Annotated in this window: 14 protein-coding genes; 2 read left to right on the top strand and 12 right to left on the bottom strand. The window is 45.7% G+C overall.

Annotation, left to right across the window (positions count from 1 at the left end; all coding sequences use genetic code 11):
• On the bottom strand, positions 1–1,114 hold a 1,114-nt coding region (locus tag Q0P34_RS04185; protein WP_294953319.1), incomplete at its 3' end, for a PEP/pyruvate-binding domain-containing protein.
• 238 nt (positions 1,115–1,352) lie between these two features.
• On the opposite strand from Q0P34_RS04185, the gene glmU reads away from it, so the two are divergent.
• Both glmU and Q0P34_RS04175 read left to right on the top strand, forming a co-directional pair.
• Entirely contained in the window at positions 1,353–2,741 is a 1,389-nt protein-coding gene (glmU, locus tag Q0P34_RS04180) for a bifunctional UDP-N-acetylglucosamine diphosphorylase/glucosamine-1-phosphate N-acetyltransferase GlmU (protein WP_294953317.1), read from the top strand.
• Positions 2,742–3,659: a VanW family protein gene (locus Q0P34_RS04175; protein ID WP_294953314.1), complete on the top strand. Its 918-nt coding sequence runs from the start codon at positions 2,742–2,744 to the stop codon at positions 3,657–3,659.
• A 95-nt stretch (positions 3,660–3,754) separates the two neighbouring features.
• Here Q0P34_RS04175 and Q0P34_RS04170 read toward each other — a convergent pair whose 3' ends face one another.
• From Q0P34_RS04170 to fumC, 11 genes are read right to left on the bottom strand one after another with little or no spacing between them, the layout of a single operon-like run.
• Positions 3,755–4,978: a permease gene (locus Q0P34_RS04170; RefSeq protein ID WP_294953311.1), complete on the bottom strand. Its 1,224-nt coding sequence runs from the start codon at positions 4,976–4,978 to the stop codon at positions 3,755–3,757.
• A gap of 12 nt (positions 4,979–4,990) precedes the next feature.
• Positions 4,991–6,595, bottom strand: a complete 1,605-nt coding sequence (locus tag Q0P34_RS04165; protein WP_294953308.1) for an FAD-dependent oxidoreductase — start codon at positions 6,593–6,595, stop codon at positions 4,991–4,993.
• 13 nt (positions 6,596–6,608) lie between these two features.
• Positions 6,609–7,286 carry a 4Fe-4S dicluster domain-containing protein gene (locus tag Q0P34_RS04160; RefSeq protein WP_294953305.1) on the bottom strand — a complete coding sequence of 226 codons (678 nt, stop codon included), beginning with the start codon at positions 7,284–7,286 and terminating at the stop codon, positions 6,609–6,611.
• Positions 7,287–7,307: 21 nt separating this feature from the next.
• On the bottom strand, positions 7,308–8,135 hold the full coding sequence (locus Q0P34_RS04155) for an FAD/NAD(P)-binding protein (RefSeq protein WP_294953303.1): 828 nt from the start codon (positions 8,133–8,135) through the stop codon (positions 7,308–7,310).
• Entirely contained in the window at positions 8,135–9,154 is a 1,020-nt protein-coding gene (locus Q0P34_RS04150) for a 4Fe-4S dicluster domain-containing protein (protein ID WP_294953300.1), read from the bottom strand. Before Q0P34_RS04150 ends, Q0P34_RS04155 begins: the two co-directional genes overlap by 1 nt.
• The gene (locus Q0P34_RS04145; RefSeq protein WP_294953297.1) at positions 9,154–10,134 is read right to left on the bottom strand and encodes a 4Fe-4S dicluster domain-containing protein; all 981 of its coding nucleotides are present in this window, start codon (positions 10,132–10,134) and stop codon (positions 9,154–9,156) included. Before Q0P34_RS04145 ends, Q0P34_RS04150 begins: the two co-directional genes overlap by 1 nt.
• Positions 10,119–10,562, bottom strand: coding sequence for a hydrogenase iron-sulfur subunit (locus Q0P34_RS04140; protein WP_294953294.1), 444 nt, complete (start codon positions 10,560–10,562; stop codon positions 10,119–10,121). Before Q0P34_RS04140 ends, Q0P34_RS04145 begins: the two co-directional genes overlap by 16 nt.
• Positions 10,553–12,547, bottom strand: a complete 1,995-nt coding sequence (locus Q0P34_RS04135) for a CoB--CoM heterodisulfide reductase iron-sulfur subunit A family protein (RefSeq protein ID WP_294953291.1) — start codon at positions 12,545–12,547, stop codon at positions 10,553–10,555. Before Q0P34_RS04135 ends, Q0P34_RS04140 begins: the two co-directional genes overlap by 10 nt.
• Positions 12,548–12,562: 15 nt before the next feature.
• Positions 12,563–12,949 (bottom strand): 4Fe-4S dicluster domain-containing protein, encoded by a 387-nt coding sequence (locus tag Q0P34_RS04130; protein ID WP_294953289.1) that lies wholly within the window; start codon positions 12,947–12,949, stop codon positions 12,563–12,565.
• 13 nt (positions 12,950–12,962) lie between these two features.
• Positions 12,963–13,751, bottom strand: a complete 789-nt coding sequence (locus tag Q0P34_RS04125; RefSeq protein WP_366783618.1) for a CoB--CoM heterodisulfide reductase iron-sulfur subunit B family protein — start codon at positions 13,749–13,751, stop codon at positions 12,963–12,965.
• Between the two features lie 31 nt (positions 13,752–13,782).
• Entirely contained in the window at positions 13,783–15,159 is a 1,377-nt protein-coding gene (gene fumC, locus Q0P34_RS04120) for a class II fumarate hydratase (RefSeq protein WP_294953286.1), read from the bottom strand.
• Positions 15,160–15,404 lie beyond the last annotated feature (245 nt).

Raw genomic sequence — 15,404 nt, 5'->3', positions numbered from 1 at the left:
CAATCATAGCAACTGCTTCTGCAGGAGTCTTGTGGCCTTCGTCAACGAGGTCGCACGCAATCTTGAGAGCGGCAGGAGCTGTTCTCTTACCGTTACGGCACTGAAGCATATAAAGCTTGCCGTTTTCTACGGTGAACTCCATATCCTGCATATCGTGGTAGTGATTTTCAAGAGTGTCACAAACCTTAATAAAGTCAGCATAAGCCTCAGGGAACTCCTGCTCCATCTGTGAAATAGGCATAGGAGTACGAACGCCTGCTACAACGTCCTCGCCCTGTGCGTTGATGAGGAACTCACCCATCAACTTATTTTCACCGGTTGCAGGGTCACGGGTAAATGCAACACCTGTACCTGACTGATTGTTAAGGTTACCGAATACCATAGGCATTACGTTAACAGCAGTACCCCATGAATAAGGGATATCGTTATCTCTACGATATACATTTGCACGAGGGTTATCCCATGATCTGAATACAGCCTCGATAGCAAGCTTGAGCTGCTCAACAGGGTCTGAAGGGAAATCTGTGCCAAGCTGATTCTTGTACTCAGCCTTAAACTGATTTGCAAGTTCTTTAAGGTCGGCAGCAGTAAGATCTACGTCGAACTGAACACCCTTTTCTTCCTTCATCTTGTCGATAAGCTGCTCAAAATACTTCTTACCAACCTCCATAACTACATCAGAGAACATCTGGATGAATCTTCTGTATGAGTCATATACGAAACGCTCGAAGGCAGGATCATCGTTACCTGCGATCATAGTTTCTACTACCTGGTCGTTAAGGCCGAGGTTAAGGATTGTATCCATCATACCGGGCATTGATGCTCTTGCACCTGAACGTACAGATACCAAAAGAGGATTCTTAAGATCACCGAACTTTTTGCCGTTGATCTCCTCCATTTTTGCAACGCCTTCCATGACCTGAGTCATAATCTCATCGTTGATTTTACGACCATCCTCGTAATACTGTGTACAAGCCTCTGTTGTTACAGTAAAGCCCTGCGGTACAGGAAGACCGATCTTGGTCATCTCTGCAAGGTTTGCACCCTTACCGCCAAGTAGGTTACGCATGGTCATGTCGCCTTCTTCAAACATGTATACCCATTTGTTTGACATTTGAGTTACCTCCTAAAAATTTATACGAATTTGATGTTTATCCTGCGGGATTTACGACAATGCAGAATAATCCGATAAAAGTATACCATACAACAATGGTAATTTCAAACATTTTTTTCATTATTTAACGAATATATTATAAAACAGTTGAAAAATTATCAAATATAGTGCATAATTATATAAAATCAGCGAATTAACAACAAAGTACAGATTAGCTTTTTAAGAGAGGGAACCCGATATGAAATGTGCAATTATCCTTGCAGGCGGAAAAGGTACCAGAATGAAAACAGACGCACCCAAGGTTATGTGCGAGGTTATCTTTGAGCCTATGATAAAATATGTTGTAGATGCGGTTAAGGATGCCGGTGCCGAGGACATCTGCGTTATCACCGGATACAAACACGAAATTGTTGAGGGATACCTAAGCTCGTACGACAGCAAAATCAAAACTGCCCTGCAGGAGCCACAGCTCGGAACAGGTCACGCAGTTATGCAGGCAAGGGATTTCATTTCCGCTCACAGGGACGATGATATTCTTATACTCAACGGTGACGGTCCGCTTATGGATGCAGACACAATCAACAAGGCATATGATTACCACAAGCAAAACAACAACGCAATCACCCTGATTTCTGCCATTGTTGAGGACACAGACGGTATAGGTCACATCAAGCGTGACGAAAACGGTGTGCTTGAGCGTATCATCGAACACAAGGACGCAAACGAGGAGCAAAAAAAGATTAACGAATCAAACGCAGGAACATACTGGTTTAACGGCAGTGAGCTACTTTATGCGCTTGACCGAATTACAAACAACAACGCACAAAACGAATACTACCTGACCGACAGCCTTGAAATCCTCATCAAGAAGGGTATGAACGCAGGTGCCTATGTATGTGAAAACAACGAGGCTATCCTCGGTGCAAACGACAGAAAGCAGCTCAACATCCTTAACAACATTATGAGAAGAAACAACAATGATTCGCTTATGCTTGACGGTGTTGACATTCAATGCACCGACGGTGTTATGATAGGCAAGGATGTCAAAATAGGCGGTTCAACAAGGATTTTGCCAAACACAATTATTTTGGGCAACACCGTTATAGGTGACGGCTGTGTAATCGGTCCCAACACATATATCAAGGACAGTGAAATAGGCAACGAGGTTATCCTTGACAACTGCAAGGTAACAGACAGCAAAATTGAAGACGGAGCCGACTGCGGACCGTTTGTTAAGGTCAGGGCAGGCAGTGTGCTGAAAAAGGGTGTACACATCGGCAACTTTGTGGAGGTTAAGAATTCCGTTGTCGGCGAGGGTACAAAGAGTGCTCACTTGACATACATCGGTGACAGCGACGTCGGAAAAAATGTTAACTTCGGCTGCGGAACGGTTACCTCCAACTTTGACGGAAAAGAAAAATCAAGATGCACAATCGGCGACGGTGCATTTATAGGATGCAACACAAACCTTATTGCTCCCGTTAAGGTGGGCGAGCTTGCATATATTGCGGCAGGCTCAACAATAACAGACGACATACCGGACGAGGCTTTGTCTGTTGCAAGGGCAAAGCAGGTTAACAAGGAAGGATGGGTTGCAAGAAAAAAGCCGTACAAAAATCAAAAATAAATGAAGGCAAGTATTGTGATGAAAGAGAAAAGAAGTAAAAAGCTGCTTGCCGTTTTGCTTGCGTTTACAGCGGTAATATGTACAGTCGCAGGATGCTCGGCAAGCAACAGCGACGAACAAGCCCAAACAAGCGAAACGACAACCGAAACCACTACCAAGCCCACAACAACCGAGGACTTGGACACCACCTTTAAGGAAAACAAAACACAAAAGGTTTACCCCGGTCTTTCAAAGGACAGTGAGGGTGATTACCCATACAAGCTTGCAACCTACACATCATACTACCGTTCGAGCGATGAAACAAGAACTGCCAACCTAAAGGCTGCTGTAAGCAAGCTCAACAACATCAAAATTCCAAATGACGCTGTGTTTTCATTTAACCAAACGGTCGGCAAGAGAACGGTAACAGCAGGCTACAAAACTGCAAAGGTTATCAACGGCGGAGAATTTGTTGACGGTCTCGGCGGCGGAGTCTGTCAGGTAAGCTCCACTCTGTTTGAATGTGTATTGAGAGCTAATGTTGAAATTGTTTACAGAACATACCACTCACTCGAAATAGGCTATGTGCCTCTCGGCGGTGACGCAACTGTTCAATGGAACAGCAAGGATTTTAAGTTCAAAAACAACCTCGGCTGCGACGTGCGAATTAAGATGACCTGCGAAAACGGCAAGCTGACCTGCTCGCTGTACGGCAAGGAGGATGTGAGGGTTGACGGTGTAAAAATTGACATAACCAAAAAAGGTGATGAATACATCTTAACCCGTACGGTAAACGGCAAGCAAAACTACCGTACAATCAGCCGATACAAAAAGCCAAAGCCATCCACAACAAAGGCAACAACAACCAAAAAGGATGACAAGAAGGCATCCGAAAAGGACAGCACCGACAAAGCCGACACAACAAAAAAGAAAACATAAGGCTAAAACAAAAACCGTAGTTTTTATGAACTACGGTTTTTATTTATACAACAATTAAAATTGCCCTCCTATATTAAATACGAGGGCAATCAGTATTAACAAAACATAATTATTAGCTTTGAGGCGATTACCACGCTGATGAGCGCGATGGGATATGTTGCCGCGTATGCCGCCGCAACATCCTCGGTGCCTGCCACACTGATGAGTGTGCCGAGTGCCGGGGTACTTGTCATACCGCCCGTGATTGAGCCAAGGTTATTAAGCAACGGCATTTTCAAAACATACTTGGCAAAAACAAATCCTATAATCATAGGCAAAAGGGTTAACACTGCGCCGTAAAGGAAATAAACAGGCTCAAAATACTGCACAAACTTTGCACCGCCCGTTACACCTGCGCCGATAAGGAACATCATAAGGCCGAGCTCTCGCAGGGTTCGAAGCACAGACTGCTCCGGCATAATGCTGATTTTGCCGACTCTGCCAAAGTGCCCGAACACGAGGGCAATCAAAATACATCCACCTGTTGTTGTGAGAGAAAAGCCTTTAACCTTAATTGAGCCAACCATAACACCGAGAATTGCAGCCAGGGCAAACGCGGCAAGCCCCAAATCATCAATTTTAACAAGGTCGCTGACGGCCTTTTTCTTTTCGTCACCCGCCTGTACAGAGATTTTTTTCAGCTCCTCGCTCATATCTGCCTTTGCAAGCTTTGGAACGATTTGCACAAAAAGCACAACGCCGATAACGCCGAACAGATACGCAATGGCGTAGCCTGCCGAAACGGCATCCTCAAAATGAGCCCCCATTTCGCTGACTGCTTCCTTTGAAGCGGAGAAGGCCGGTGTTGAGGTAAGAGCACCTGCAAGCAGGCCAACCATTGTGGACTTGAAGGTGTCGTGGTCAACAGAGGTCACCCTACCGCCCAAAACAATGCAAAGCACGCAAACGAGTGCGCCTGCACCGATAATAACCAAGCCGATCAAAACATAGGACTTAAAGTTCTTTTTCATATTTCTGAAAAACCTTGGTCCTGCGATAAAGCCGACAGAGGTTACAAAGAAAATCAAGCCGAGATTTTCTACAATCTTAAGTGCCTCTTTTGTAAAGGATACAGCGTTGACATCACCGACAACAAGCTGTTTTTCAAGAACAGGGAACAAAAATGCACCAAACAGCAATGCAACAATGAACACGCCTGCCGTGCCGAGATTTACTCCCTTAACGGTTATTCTGCCAAGCATGTAGCCGAGAGCAGATATTGCAAGCACACTAAAGGTCAAAAAAGCTACACCGCTTACGGATAAAATACCTAAATCCATTAATTACACCCCTTATTTTTCATTTACCTTTCGGGTGTAATCAGGCAAAAGCTTTGGTGATACAATATCGCTTTGCAATCCTGCATCCTTAATTTCGTTTTCAAAATCGCTAACGTGGGCAAGCGTCAAATCCGCAAGCTCGGTTTCCTTTGCCTTGGCAGATGCGTTTTTACCTGCATTTCTGCCGAAAACAATAATGTCAAGAAGCGAGTTGCCCATAAGCCTGTTTCTGCCGTGGATACCGCCAACGGCCTCACCTGCAACATACAGATTTTCAACAGCGGTCATACCGTTTGCACTAATGTCAAGTCCGCCGTTTTGGTAATGGAGGGTAGGATATACAAGGATAGGCTCCTTGCGAATATCTATTCCGTACTTGCCAAACATTCTCATCATGGCCGGAATTCTCTTTTCGATAGTACCCTCACCGTTTTTAAGCTCAATCATAGGAGTATCAAGCCATACACCTATACCGTCATCGGTATGTACTCCGTTGCCGTTTGTAGAACATTCGCGGATAATTGATGCCGCTGAAACATCACGGGTTTCAAGCGGATGCATAAACACCTCGCCGTTTACATTGACAAGCTTTGCACCGAGAGAGCGCACCTTTTCCGTAACCAAGGCGCCGAAAATCTGCTCCGGAAAAGCAACACCTGTCGGGTGATACTGCAAGGTGTCTGCGTACAAAAGCTTTGCTCCTGCACGGTAGCCGAGAATAAGTCCGTCGGCTGTTGCACCGTAGTGATTTGAGGTTGGGAAGCCCTGATAATGAAGCCTGCCTGCACCGCCTGTTGCAATGACAACAGTCTTTGCCCTGGCAATCAGGATTTCCTGTGTTTCCATATTCATAAGAACGGCACCGGCAATTTTGCCCTGTGTGTCCTTAATAAGCTCAATAGCGGCTGTAAAGTCCACGATAGGTATTCTTCTGTTTTGTACCTCGTCACGCAGGGTTCGCATAATCTCTGCACCGGAATAGTCCTTTGCGGCGTGCATTCTCTTGCGTGATGTACCGCCGCCGTGGGTTGTTACCATTGTTCCGTCTGCATCCTTATCAAACTCTACACCCAAATTGTTAAGCCACTGAATAGCCTCGGGTGCGTCATTTACAAGCTTGTAAAGAAGCTCCGGCTTTGCGGCAAAGTGACCTCCGCCGAATGCATCAATATAATGCTGTGCAGGAGAATCATTTTCCTTGTCCGCAGCCTGAATACCGCCCTCTGCCATCATTGTGTTGGCATCGCCGATTCTGAGCTTGGTAACAATCATACAGGATGCACCGTTGTTATCTGCCTCGATAGCGGCAGAGGCACCTGCACCGCCGCCGCCGATGATAAGCACGTCAACATCATAGTCAACCTTGCTCAAATCAATATCGGCAGGGTTAATTCTGCTGTGAGCCTGAAGCAAATCTGCAAGCTCAAGCGGTACCTTTTCACCCTTGTTCGGTCCTATTTGAAGAGTAGCAAACTGGTCCTGCTTGTAGTCGGGATGATATGTTGCAAGGAGGGTGTCCTTTTCCTGTGCTGTCATACGACGAGGCTCAAAAACTGCGTTTTCTGCTCTGTTTGCCGCAACCCTTTGCATGGATTCCTGCATTTCTTTATTATACATTTCAACCGCCTCCTTACTTTTCTATCTCTCTGTTATTATAAAGCTCTTTCATTTCCTCAATCGGCTTTTGCATAAGATTTTGAAGGAGCTCCTCAAATGTGCCGTCCTTAATTTCCTGAACTCTGTTTGTCAGGTGCTTACTCTCCGGAGCGAGATACTTGCCGTTAATTCTTCTTGCCAGCAGGGCAACCTGCGGATGAGAGATACCCGCCGGGCACCTTGATGAGCATACGCCGCACATTACGCAGTCAAAGCTTTCCTCGGCGCACTTTTCAAATTCACCTCTTTGAGCATATGCAATATACTGCATAACGTTAAGCTCCTGAGTACAGGCATTTGTGCAGGCGTTACAGCCGACACAGGCATAAATCTCGGGATAAAGCTGCATCATAACAGCTTCGTTTGTGCTGATTTTTTCTATATCATAAGGCTCTTTAACAAGCGGGAAGAAAGGAAGAGTTGCAATATACATACCCTCCTGAACCTGTGTTTGACAGGCGAGGCAAGCCTTTAACTCCTTATCTCCGGCAATTCTGTAAATGGTTGCACACGCACCGCAAAATCCGTTGCGGCAACCACAGCCCCTTTTGAGCTGATAGCCGGCATATTCCATTGCGCTCATTATTGTAAGGCTTGACGGCACGCTGTACCTTTTGCCGAACAAATAAACATTAACCATATTATTTTCCATAAATCCAATATCCTCCCAATCTTAATATTCGTCAGGCAATTCGTCCAGCTCATCACAACGAAAAACCGGACCGTCCTTGCACACATACCTGTTGCCGATATTACAACGACCGCACTTGCCGACGCCGCATTTCATCCTAAGCTCCATAGTAGTGTAGACCTGTGTTTTTTCAAAGCCAAGAGCGATAAGTCCCTGCAGGGTAAACTTAATCATAATAGGCGGACCGCAGATAACGCAGGTTTTGTTTGTGTCAAAGCCAAGCTCCTTAACATAATCGGGAACAAAGCCAACGTGACCGTCCCAGCCCTCCTGCTCGCGGTCAATGGTAAGATAAACGTTGATGCCGTCCTCGCTGCACCATTCGTCAATAATCTCTTGATAATCAACAAGGTCATCCATACTGCGAGAACCGTACACAATATCAATAGAGCCGTACTTGTCTCGGTTATCTCGGCAATAGTTGATTACCGAGCGTAACGGAGCAAGACCGATACCGCCGGCAATAAAAAGCAAATCCTTGCCTGCAAAATCGGTATCAACAGGAAAGCCGTTGCCGTACGGACCCCTGATTGCAATTTCCTGTCCAACATCCATCATATGAAGCCACGATGTAAGGCAGCCGCACTTTTTGATGCTGAACTCCATATATTCCTTATTGGTAGGTGACGAGGTGATAGAAAACATACCCTCGCCTGCACCGGGAATAGAAAGCATTGCGCACTGTCCCGGAATATGCTCAAACACCTTGCCGCCCTCAAGAGCATTTACCCTAAAGGTTTTTACATCGGGGGTGTCCTGTCGAATATCCGTAACAACACCGATTTGAGGAATTAAGGTTTCGTTATTCATTATGCTTCAACCTCCAATGCTTTTTCTACCTTTACGATATTCATTGAAATAGGGCATTTTGCAAGGCATCTGCCACAGCCTACGCAACCGAATATGCCGTCGTTGTTATCCGGAAAATACACAAGCTTGTGCATAAACCTTTGGCGGAAGCGCTCAAGCTGTGATACACGGGGATTGCCGTGAGCCATCTTGGTAAAATCGCTGTACATACAGCTGTCCCAGCACCTAAACTTTTTAACTCCGTTGCCGGTGTCAAACTCTCTGATGTCGTAGCACTGACAGGTTGGGCACACAAAGGTACAGGTGCCACAGCCAATGCACGACTCGCTGAGCTCGCCCCATTTTTCGTTATTAAAGTGATTGAGCAAATCGCTGTTCTTCATACCCTCAAACGAGGTGTTACCGAGAGGAAGCTTGCCCATAACGGTTTTAACTGCGCTTTTAACCTGCTCTACGGGTGCGCTGTCGCTGTCCTGCAAAGCATCGCCAAGCCTTGCAATAAGGTCTGCACCCTTTTCTGTTTTGGCTTCAAGGTAAAGAGTGTCGCCGTTTTGCCAAGCGGTAACATCACCCTGCGGGTCGGAGGCATCTATGCCAAAGGCGTTACAAAAGCAGGTTTCCTCCGGTCTGTTGCACGCAAAGGAAATTATTGTTGCGTGGCTTCTTCTGTTTTTATAATATGTATCAACAGGCTCCACGAGGAAAACTCTGTCTAAAATCTCAAATGCTCTGACATCACAGCCTCGAACGCCGAACACAACAAAGTCCTCACATTCCTGTCTGGTATCCTTAATCTCAAGCTTTGGTCCGTTCATACGAATATCGTAAAGGCTTTCTGTCTGCGGGAAGAAGAAATCCTTTGCAGAGCGGTTGGTGTTATACCTTTCGGTAAGCTTCATACCGTCCTTATATCTTGCAAACTCTGCAACATCACCGTTATCGGTTGGAATGTACAGTGCCTGATGCTCTGCAATAGCCTTAAAGAGAGAGTCGATTTGCGACATAGAAATCTTTTTCATTATTCCTGTCCTCCTCTCTCATAAACAACACTTGGCTCGCAATCGTCAAAATCGAAATTAACAAGCGGATATCTGCTGTCTGCGTCTGCGCCTGCCTGATATTCACCGTAAAGCTCGTTAGCATCCTTGATGAACTTTCTGTTAAGCAGGTGAAGCGGAATATTTTGAGGACAAACACGTGAACATTCGCCGCAATCGGTACAACGTCCGGCAACGTGAAACGCACGGATAATGTGAAAATTGCTTTCCTCAAAGCTTGTTTGGGCTGCCTTTTGAGCAACGCCCGACTCATCATTGTCAAACACGCATTTTTCACAGGTGCAGGCAGGGCATACATTTCTGCAAGCGTTGCAACGTATGCACCTTGAAAGCTCGTTTTGCCAAAAAGCAAATCTTTCATCGGGTGTCATAGCCTCAAGCCTTGCAACCTCGTCAAATCTGTCAGAGTCTACTACATCACCGTTTTCGCCGATAAGCTCGTCATAAATTACGATTTTTTTGCTCTTGCACGACAGACAGCGCTCTGCCATAACCTCATATTTTTGCACGGTCTTTTTGTCACCGTACACGGTTTCAACGGTAATGGAGGTGTCGTCCTCCTTAATATCGCTGATAGCATTAAGTCCTAAAGCCTTAACCTTATTAATATCGGTTTTGCCAAAGCACTCAATACCTATAATATACACCCTTTCTCTGTCAACCCTATGCTCCTTGATAAGCTGCTGAAGGCTATATGAATCGCACGGCTTTACAAAAATTGCAATTTTGTCTGCGTCCTTTCTTGTTTGCTTAACAAGATACTTTGAAAGGTTGGCGCACGAGAAGGTGTTGTACACAAAATCGCTGTCAACCTCCTCGGGTGAGGTGAACACACCCGGAGTTAAGTCGTACTTAAATTCGCCGATTTTCCAGCCGAGCACTCTGTCAACAGTGCCGTTTTGGAGGAGTTCCTTTGCCTTTGCAATTATTTGTTTTTGCATCTCAAGTCCTCCAATCTTTTATTTTCGCCGAGCTGATAAATAGTTTCCACAAAGCTATTCATTGTTTCGGCGAATTTTTGTCCCTCTGCGGCAGACACCCATTCTACCCTTGTTCTGCCCTTTTCTATACCGAGATAATCGAGCATGGAAAAAAGCAGAGTCATTCTTCTTCTTGCATAATAGTTGCCGGTAGTGTAATGGCAGTCGCCCGGATGGCATCCGCACATAATTACGCCGTCGGCACCTCTTTGAAACGCACGCAGAACAAACATAGGATTTACTCTGCATGAGCATGGCACACGAATAATCTTTACATCGGCAGGATAGTTAAGTCTGTTTGTGCCTGCCAAATCGGCACCTGCATATGAGCACCAATTACAGCAGAATGCTACAATTTTAGGCTTAAATTCTTTATTCTCTACTTGCATATTGCATCTACCTCCGCCATAATTTGCTTGTTGGAAAATCCGTTAAGATCCATAGCACCTGACGGACAGGCAACCGTACAGGCACCGCAGCCCTGACATACGGCAGGGTTTACGCTTGCAACACGCCTGATTTGAATTGTTCTGTCCGGCATACGGAACTCCTTGTCCTGATAGGTTATTGCACCGTAAGGGCAAACCTTTTCGCACGACGAGCAGCCGTTACACATCATCTCATCGCTGTGAGCAACACACGGATTGCAGGTAAGCTTATCCTTAACGAGCAGACCGATAACCTTTGCCGCACATGCCGAAGCCTGTGATACGGTTTCAGGAATATCCTTTGGACCCTGACACATACCCGACAGGAATACGCCTGCAGTAGGTGATTCCACAGGGCGAAGCTTTGGGTGAGCCTCGGTGAAGAAATCGTTGGTGTCCATAGATGCGGTGAGCATTGTTGCAAGAGGTCTTGCAGACTTGTCGGGCTCAACAGCCGCCGCAAGCACAACCATATCCGCATCGATATGCAGTTGTCTGTTATTAAGCAAATCGGATGCCTGAACCCTTAGCTTTTTGCCGTCGGGAACAACCTTGCCAACCATACCCTTTACGTAATGCACTCCGTATTCCTCTACGGCTCTGCGGTAAAATTCGTCAAAATTCTTGCCCGGAGTACGAACATCAATGTAGAACACATAAACATCCGTGTCAGGATATTTTTCTCTGGTAAGCATTGCGTGCTTTGCAGTGTACATACAGCATACCTTTGAGCAATACGGCTTGCCCTTTGGGTCGGTTTCGGCACAACGGGAGCCTACGCACTGTACAAACACGATGGTGTGCGGATGCTCGTGGTCCGACGGTCTGAGCAGGGTTCCGCTTGTAGGGCCTGCCGCATTCATCAATCTTTCGTACTCAAGAGATGTAACAACATCAGGTGACTGATTGTACGCAAACTCGTCGAACTTATCAACCTTTATCGGCTCAAAGCCTGTTGCAACAACAATAGCACCATACTGTGCGTCGATATATTCATCCTTGGCGTCGTAATTGATAGCCTTTGCCTCGCAAACGGTGGAACAAAGACCGCACTTGCCGGTTTTCATCTTAATACAATAGTTGGGGTCAATGGTTGCAACCTTTGGTACGGCCTGTGCAAACGGAATATATATTGCACTACGGTTATCCATACCGAGATTAAATTCGTTTGGCACCTTTTTCATAGGGCATTTTTCGGTGCAAAGTCCGCAACCCGTGCAAATGTCCTCGTTTACAAATCTTGCCTTGCGCTTAATCTTAACATTAAAGTTACCTACAAATCCCTTTACCTCTTCAACCTCGCTGTAGGAATAAATCTTGATTTTTTCCTGCTGTGCGGCCTCTACCATCTTTGGTGTGAGGATACACGCCGCGCAGTCGAGGGTTGGGAATGTTTTGTCTATCTGTGCCATTTTTCCGCCGATGGTAGGTGACTTTTCAACAATATCAACCTCAAAGCCTGCCTCGGCAATATCAAGGGCGGTTTGAATACCTGCGATACCTCCGCCGATAACAAGGGCACGCTTTGTAACAGGGCTTTCGCCTGCAACAAGCGGTGTGTTGAGCTGAACCTTTGCAATAGCGGCTCTGCCCAAAATAACTGCCTTTTCGGTGGCTGTTTGCATATCCTTATGTATCCAGGAGCATTGCTCGCGAATGTTGGCAATCTCTACCATATACGGATTAAGGCCAACCGAAGCCGCCGCCTTGCGGAAGGTATTTTCGTGCATACGCGGTGAGCAGGAGCAAATTACAACACCTGTGAGGTTATAATCCCTGATTGCGTCCTTTACAAGATTTTGCCCTGCCTCGGAGCACATATATTGATAATCGGTGGAGTAAACCACGCCCGGCTCGTTTTTGAGAGACTCTGCAACCCTATGAACATCAACCGTGCCGGCGATATTGCTACCGCACCAACAAACGAATACGCCTATTCTGTGCATATCTTTTACTCCTCCTTACTTCCAATACTTTCTTAACGCAGAAACGATAGCCTGCTGCGGTAAATCCTCATCCCACTGTGACGGAATATCCTGTGCGTTCATATGCTTGGCACCCTGCTGACGAATTTTTGCAAGCCTTACAGCCTCAACAAATCTTGCAGGCTCAACACCTCTCGGGCATCTTTCTATACATGCAAGGCAGGAAAGGCAGGTGTACAGCGATTCGCTCTCCATAAGAGGCTCTATCATACCGTTTGCCACCATAGAAACAAACTGATGGGGATGATATTCCATACTGTCGTACGAAGGGCAGGTTGCCGAGCATTTTCCGCAACCCATACATTTAAGCGGATTAACACCGGCACTGCGGATAACCTGCTCTTTAAGATTTTTATTTTCCATCTGCAAGTCCTCCTTATTCGCCGATTAAGCCGAGTGCCTGTGCAAGAAGCTGTGTAAAATATACCACCGGCACATCGTAATCCGTAGCATTCTTATTTAGGTTATACATACAAAGCGGGCAGGCAGTAATAATCATCTGGGCACCGTTGTTTACTGCGTTTTCAAGCACGGCATTGCCCTTTGAAGCCGCCAAAGGCTTATTGCCGATTGTTGTGTAACCGCCGCAGCATTCGTTACGCATTGAATATACAACAGGTGTTGCGCCCAACGCCTTAATAAAATCCTCCATAATAGTAGGATTTTCAGGGTCATCCATTTGCATAACACTGCTTGGACGCAAAAGCAAACAGCCGTAATATGCGGCAATTTTTTTGTCCTTAAGCGGATTTGTTACCATTGACTTGATTTTGTCAAAGCCTATTCTGTCGCGTAAAAGCTCAAGAAAGTGAATAACATTTGTTTCGCCGCGATACGCTTCACCAAGCCCCATATATCTTGCAACCTTGTCTGCAATTTCCTCGTCCTTCATATCGTTGTTAACCTGCTTAATAACATTGTGGCAGGCGGAGCACATAGTTACAAGGTCGTTGCCTAATTCCTTTGATTTATTAAGGGCACGCACAGAGGAAAGCTTAGTGGCAATTTCATCCTTTGCCATAGGATAAACACCGCCGCAGCATTGCCAATCAGGCAATTCCTCAAGCTCCACGCCGAGAGCCTTTGCCGACATTCTGGCGTATTTATCCAATTCCTGCGCCTTTGTTTTTAAGGTGCATCCCGGATAATAACTAAAGGTCATCATTCTATTCTCCTTTGTAATGTAGCGGTAATAATCAAACCATATTTTCCGGATGGAAAACCTCGTCAAACTTTTCCTCTGTCAAGAATCCAAGCTCAACACAGGCAGCCTTGAGAGAAATATTGTTCTTGTATGCAAGCTTTGCTGTCTTTGCAGCCTTTTCATATCCGATATATGGGTTAAGAGCAGTAACAAGCATAAGTGAATTGTGAAGATTGTTTGCCATCTTCATCTCGTTTGCCTTAATGCCTACTGCACAGTTGTCGTTAAACGAAACCATAACCTCCGACAGAAGTCTTACAGACTGTGTAAAATTATAGATGATAACAGGCATAAACACGTTAAGCTCAAAGTTACCCTGCGAAGCCGCCATACCGATAGCGGCATCGTTACCCATAACCTGAACTGCAACCATTGTTACAGCCTCGCACTGTGTTGGGTTAACCTTACCCGGCATAATTGATGAGCCCGGCTCATTTTCGGGAATAGTGATTTCGCCCAAGCCAAGACGTGGACCCGATGCAAGCCAACGAACATCGTTTGCTATCTTCATAAGGTCTGCCGCAAGAGCCTTAAGTGCACCGTGTGCAAATACAATCTCGTCCTTTGATGTGAGAGCGTGGAACTTATTAGGAGCAGTGATAAACGCTTTGCCTGTGATTTCGCTTACTGCCTGAGCCACCTTTTCGTCAAAGCCCTTTGGTGCGTTGAGTCCCGTGCCTACTGCCGTACCGCCGAGTGCAAGCTCCTTGAGCTCGGGAAGGGCAATCTCAAGCAATTTTCTGTCCTTTTCAAGAGAGCTTCTCCAACCGCTGATTTCCTGTGAAAATGTGATAGGCGTTGCGTCCTGCAAATGAGTTCTGCCCGACTTAACGATGCCTTCGTTTTCCTTCTCAAGTCTCTTAAATGTTGCAATAAGCTTATCGAGTGCGGGGAAAACCTTATCCTCAATTCCCAACACAGCCGCAATGCTCATAGCTGTCGGGAAAGTGTCGTTTGATGACTGTGACATATTGATGTCGTCATTGGGGTGAAGAATAACCTTATTTGCAATTTCGTTACCGCGGTTGGCAATAACCTCGTTTGCGTTCATATTTGACTGTGTGCCTGAGCCTGTCTGCCAAACAACAAGCGGAAAATGCTCGTTGAGCTCACCGCTCATAACCTCATCGCACGCCTGCGAGATAGCCGCAAGCTTTTCATCGGTCATTTTTTCAGGCTTAAGCTGATTGTTTGCAATAGCGGCAGCCTTCTTGAGAACGCCGAATGCGTGAGTAATCTCCCTTGGCATAACCTCAATGCCCACACCGATTTTGAAATTTTCGTGGCTACGCTCGGTTTGTGCTGCCCAATACTTGTCGGCAGGAACCTTTACCTCGCCCATTGAATCGTGTTCAATACGGTATTTCATAATTCTTTTCCTCCTATATACGTCCGTCTAATTTTTTTCTTTTATATTATATATTCGTCAAAAATCAATATCAAGGGTTAATTGTTAAAAAAATAACAATTTCTGCATTTTCAGTTACTTTAACAAAAATATCCTTGATAAAACTTTATTTTTTGTAAATCTGCTCGGGGTATGTTAAAAACTTGCACAATATTGCTCAAAATTTGCACAACAAAAGGACACCTATCGGATAGATGCCCTCTTGT

Origin of the sequence: uncultured Eubacterium sp. (assembly GCF_945980375.1) — a bacterium.
In the GTDB taxonomy this organism is placed as follows: domain Bacteria; phylum Bacillota; class Clostridia; order Oscillospirales; family Acutalibacteraceae; genus Eubacterium_R.
The sequence above is the reverse complement of the archived record's forward strand: the minus strand, read 5'-3'. Positions and strand labels throughout refer to the sequence as shown.

Bases quoted from the DNA above. Each gene is read 5' to 3' on its own strand.
- Q0P34_RS04145 (WP_294953297.1), bottom strand. From the start codon at position 10,134: ATGCAAAAACAAATAATTGCAAAGGCAAAGGAACTCCTCCAAAACGGC.
- Q0P34_RS04130 (WP_294953289.1), bottom strand. From the start codon at position 12,949: ATGGAAAATAAAAATCTTAAAGAGCAGGTTATCCGCAGTGCCGGTGTT.
- Q0P34_RS04135 (WP_294953291.1), bottom strand. From the start codon at position 12,547: ATGCACAGAATAGGCGTATTCGTTTGTTGGTGCGGTAGCAATATCGCC.
- glmU (WP_294953317.1), top strand. From the start codon at position 1,353: ATGAAATGTGCAATTATCCTTGCAGGCGGAAAAGGTACCAGAATGAAA.
- Q0P34_RS04155 (WP_294953303.1), bottom strand. From the start codon at position 8,135: ATGAATAACGAAACCTTAATTCCTCAAATCGGTGTTGTTACGGATATT.
- Q0P34_RS04160 (WP_294953305.1), bottom strand. From the start codon at position 7,286: ATGGAAAATAATATGGTTAATGTTTATTTGTTCGGCAAAAGGTACAGC.
- Q0P34_RS04150 (WP_294953300.1), bottom strand. From the start codon at position 9,154: ATGAAAAAGATTTCTATGTCGCAAATCGACTCTCTCTTTAAGGCTATT.
- Q0P34_RS04125 (WP_366783618.1), bottom strand. From the start codon at position 13,751: ATGATGACCTTTAGTTATTATCCGGGATGCACCTTAAAAACAAAGGCG.
- Q0P34_RS04165 (WP_294953308.1), bottom strand. From the start codon at position 6,595: ATGTATAATAAAGAAATGCAGGAATCCATGCAAAGGGTTGCGGCAAAC.
- Q0P34_RS04175 (WP_294953314.1), top strand. From the start codon at position 2,742: ATGAAGGCAAGTATTGTGATGAAAGAGAAAAGAAGTAAAAAGCTGCTT.
- Q0P34_RS04170 (WP_294953311.1), bottom strand. From the start codon at position 4,978: ATGGATTTAGGTATTTTATCCGTAAGCGGTGTAGCTTTTTTGACCTTT.
- Q0P34_RS04140 (WP_294953294.1), bottom strand. From the start codon at position 10,562: ATGCAAGTAGAGAATAAAGAATTTAAGCCTAAAATTGTAGCATTCTGC.
- fumC (WP_294953286.1), bottom strand. From the start codon at position 15,159: ATGAAATACCGTATTGAACACGATTCAATGGGCGAGGTAAAGGTTCCT.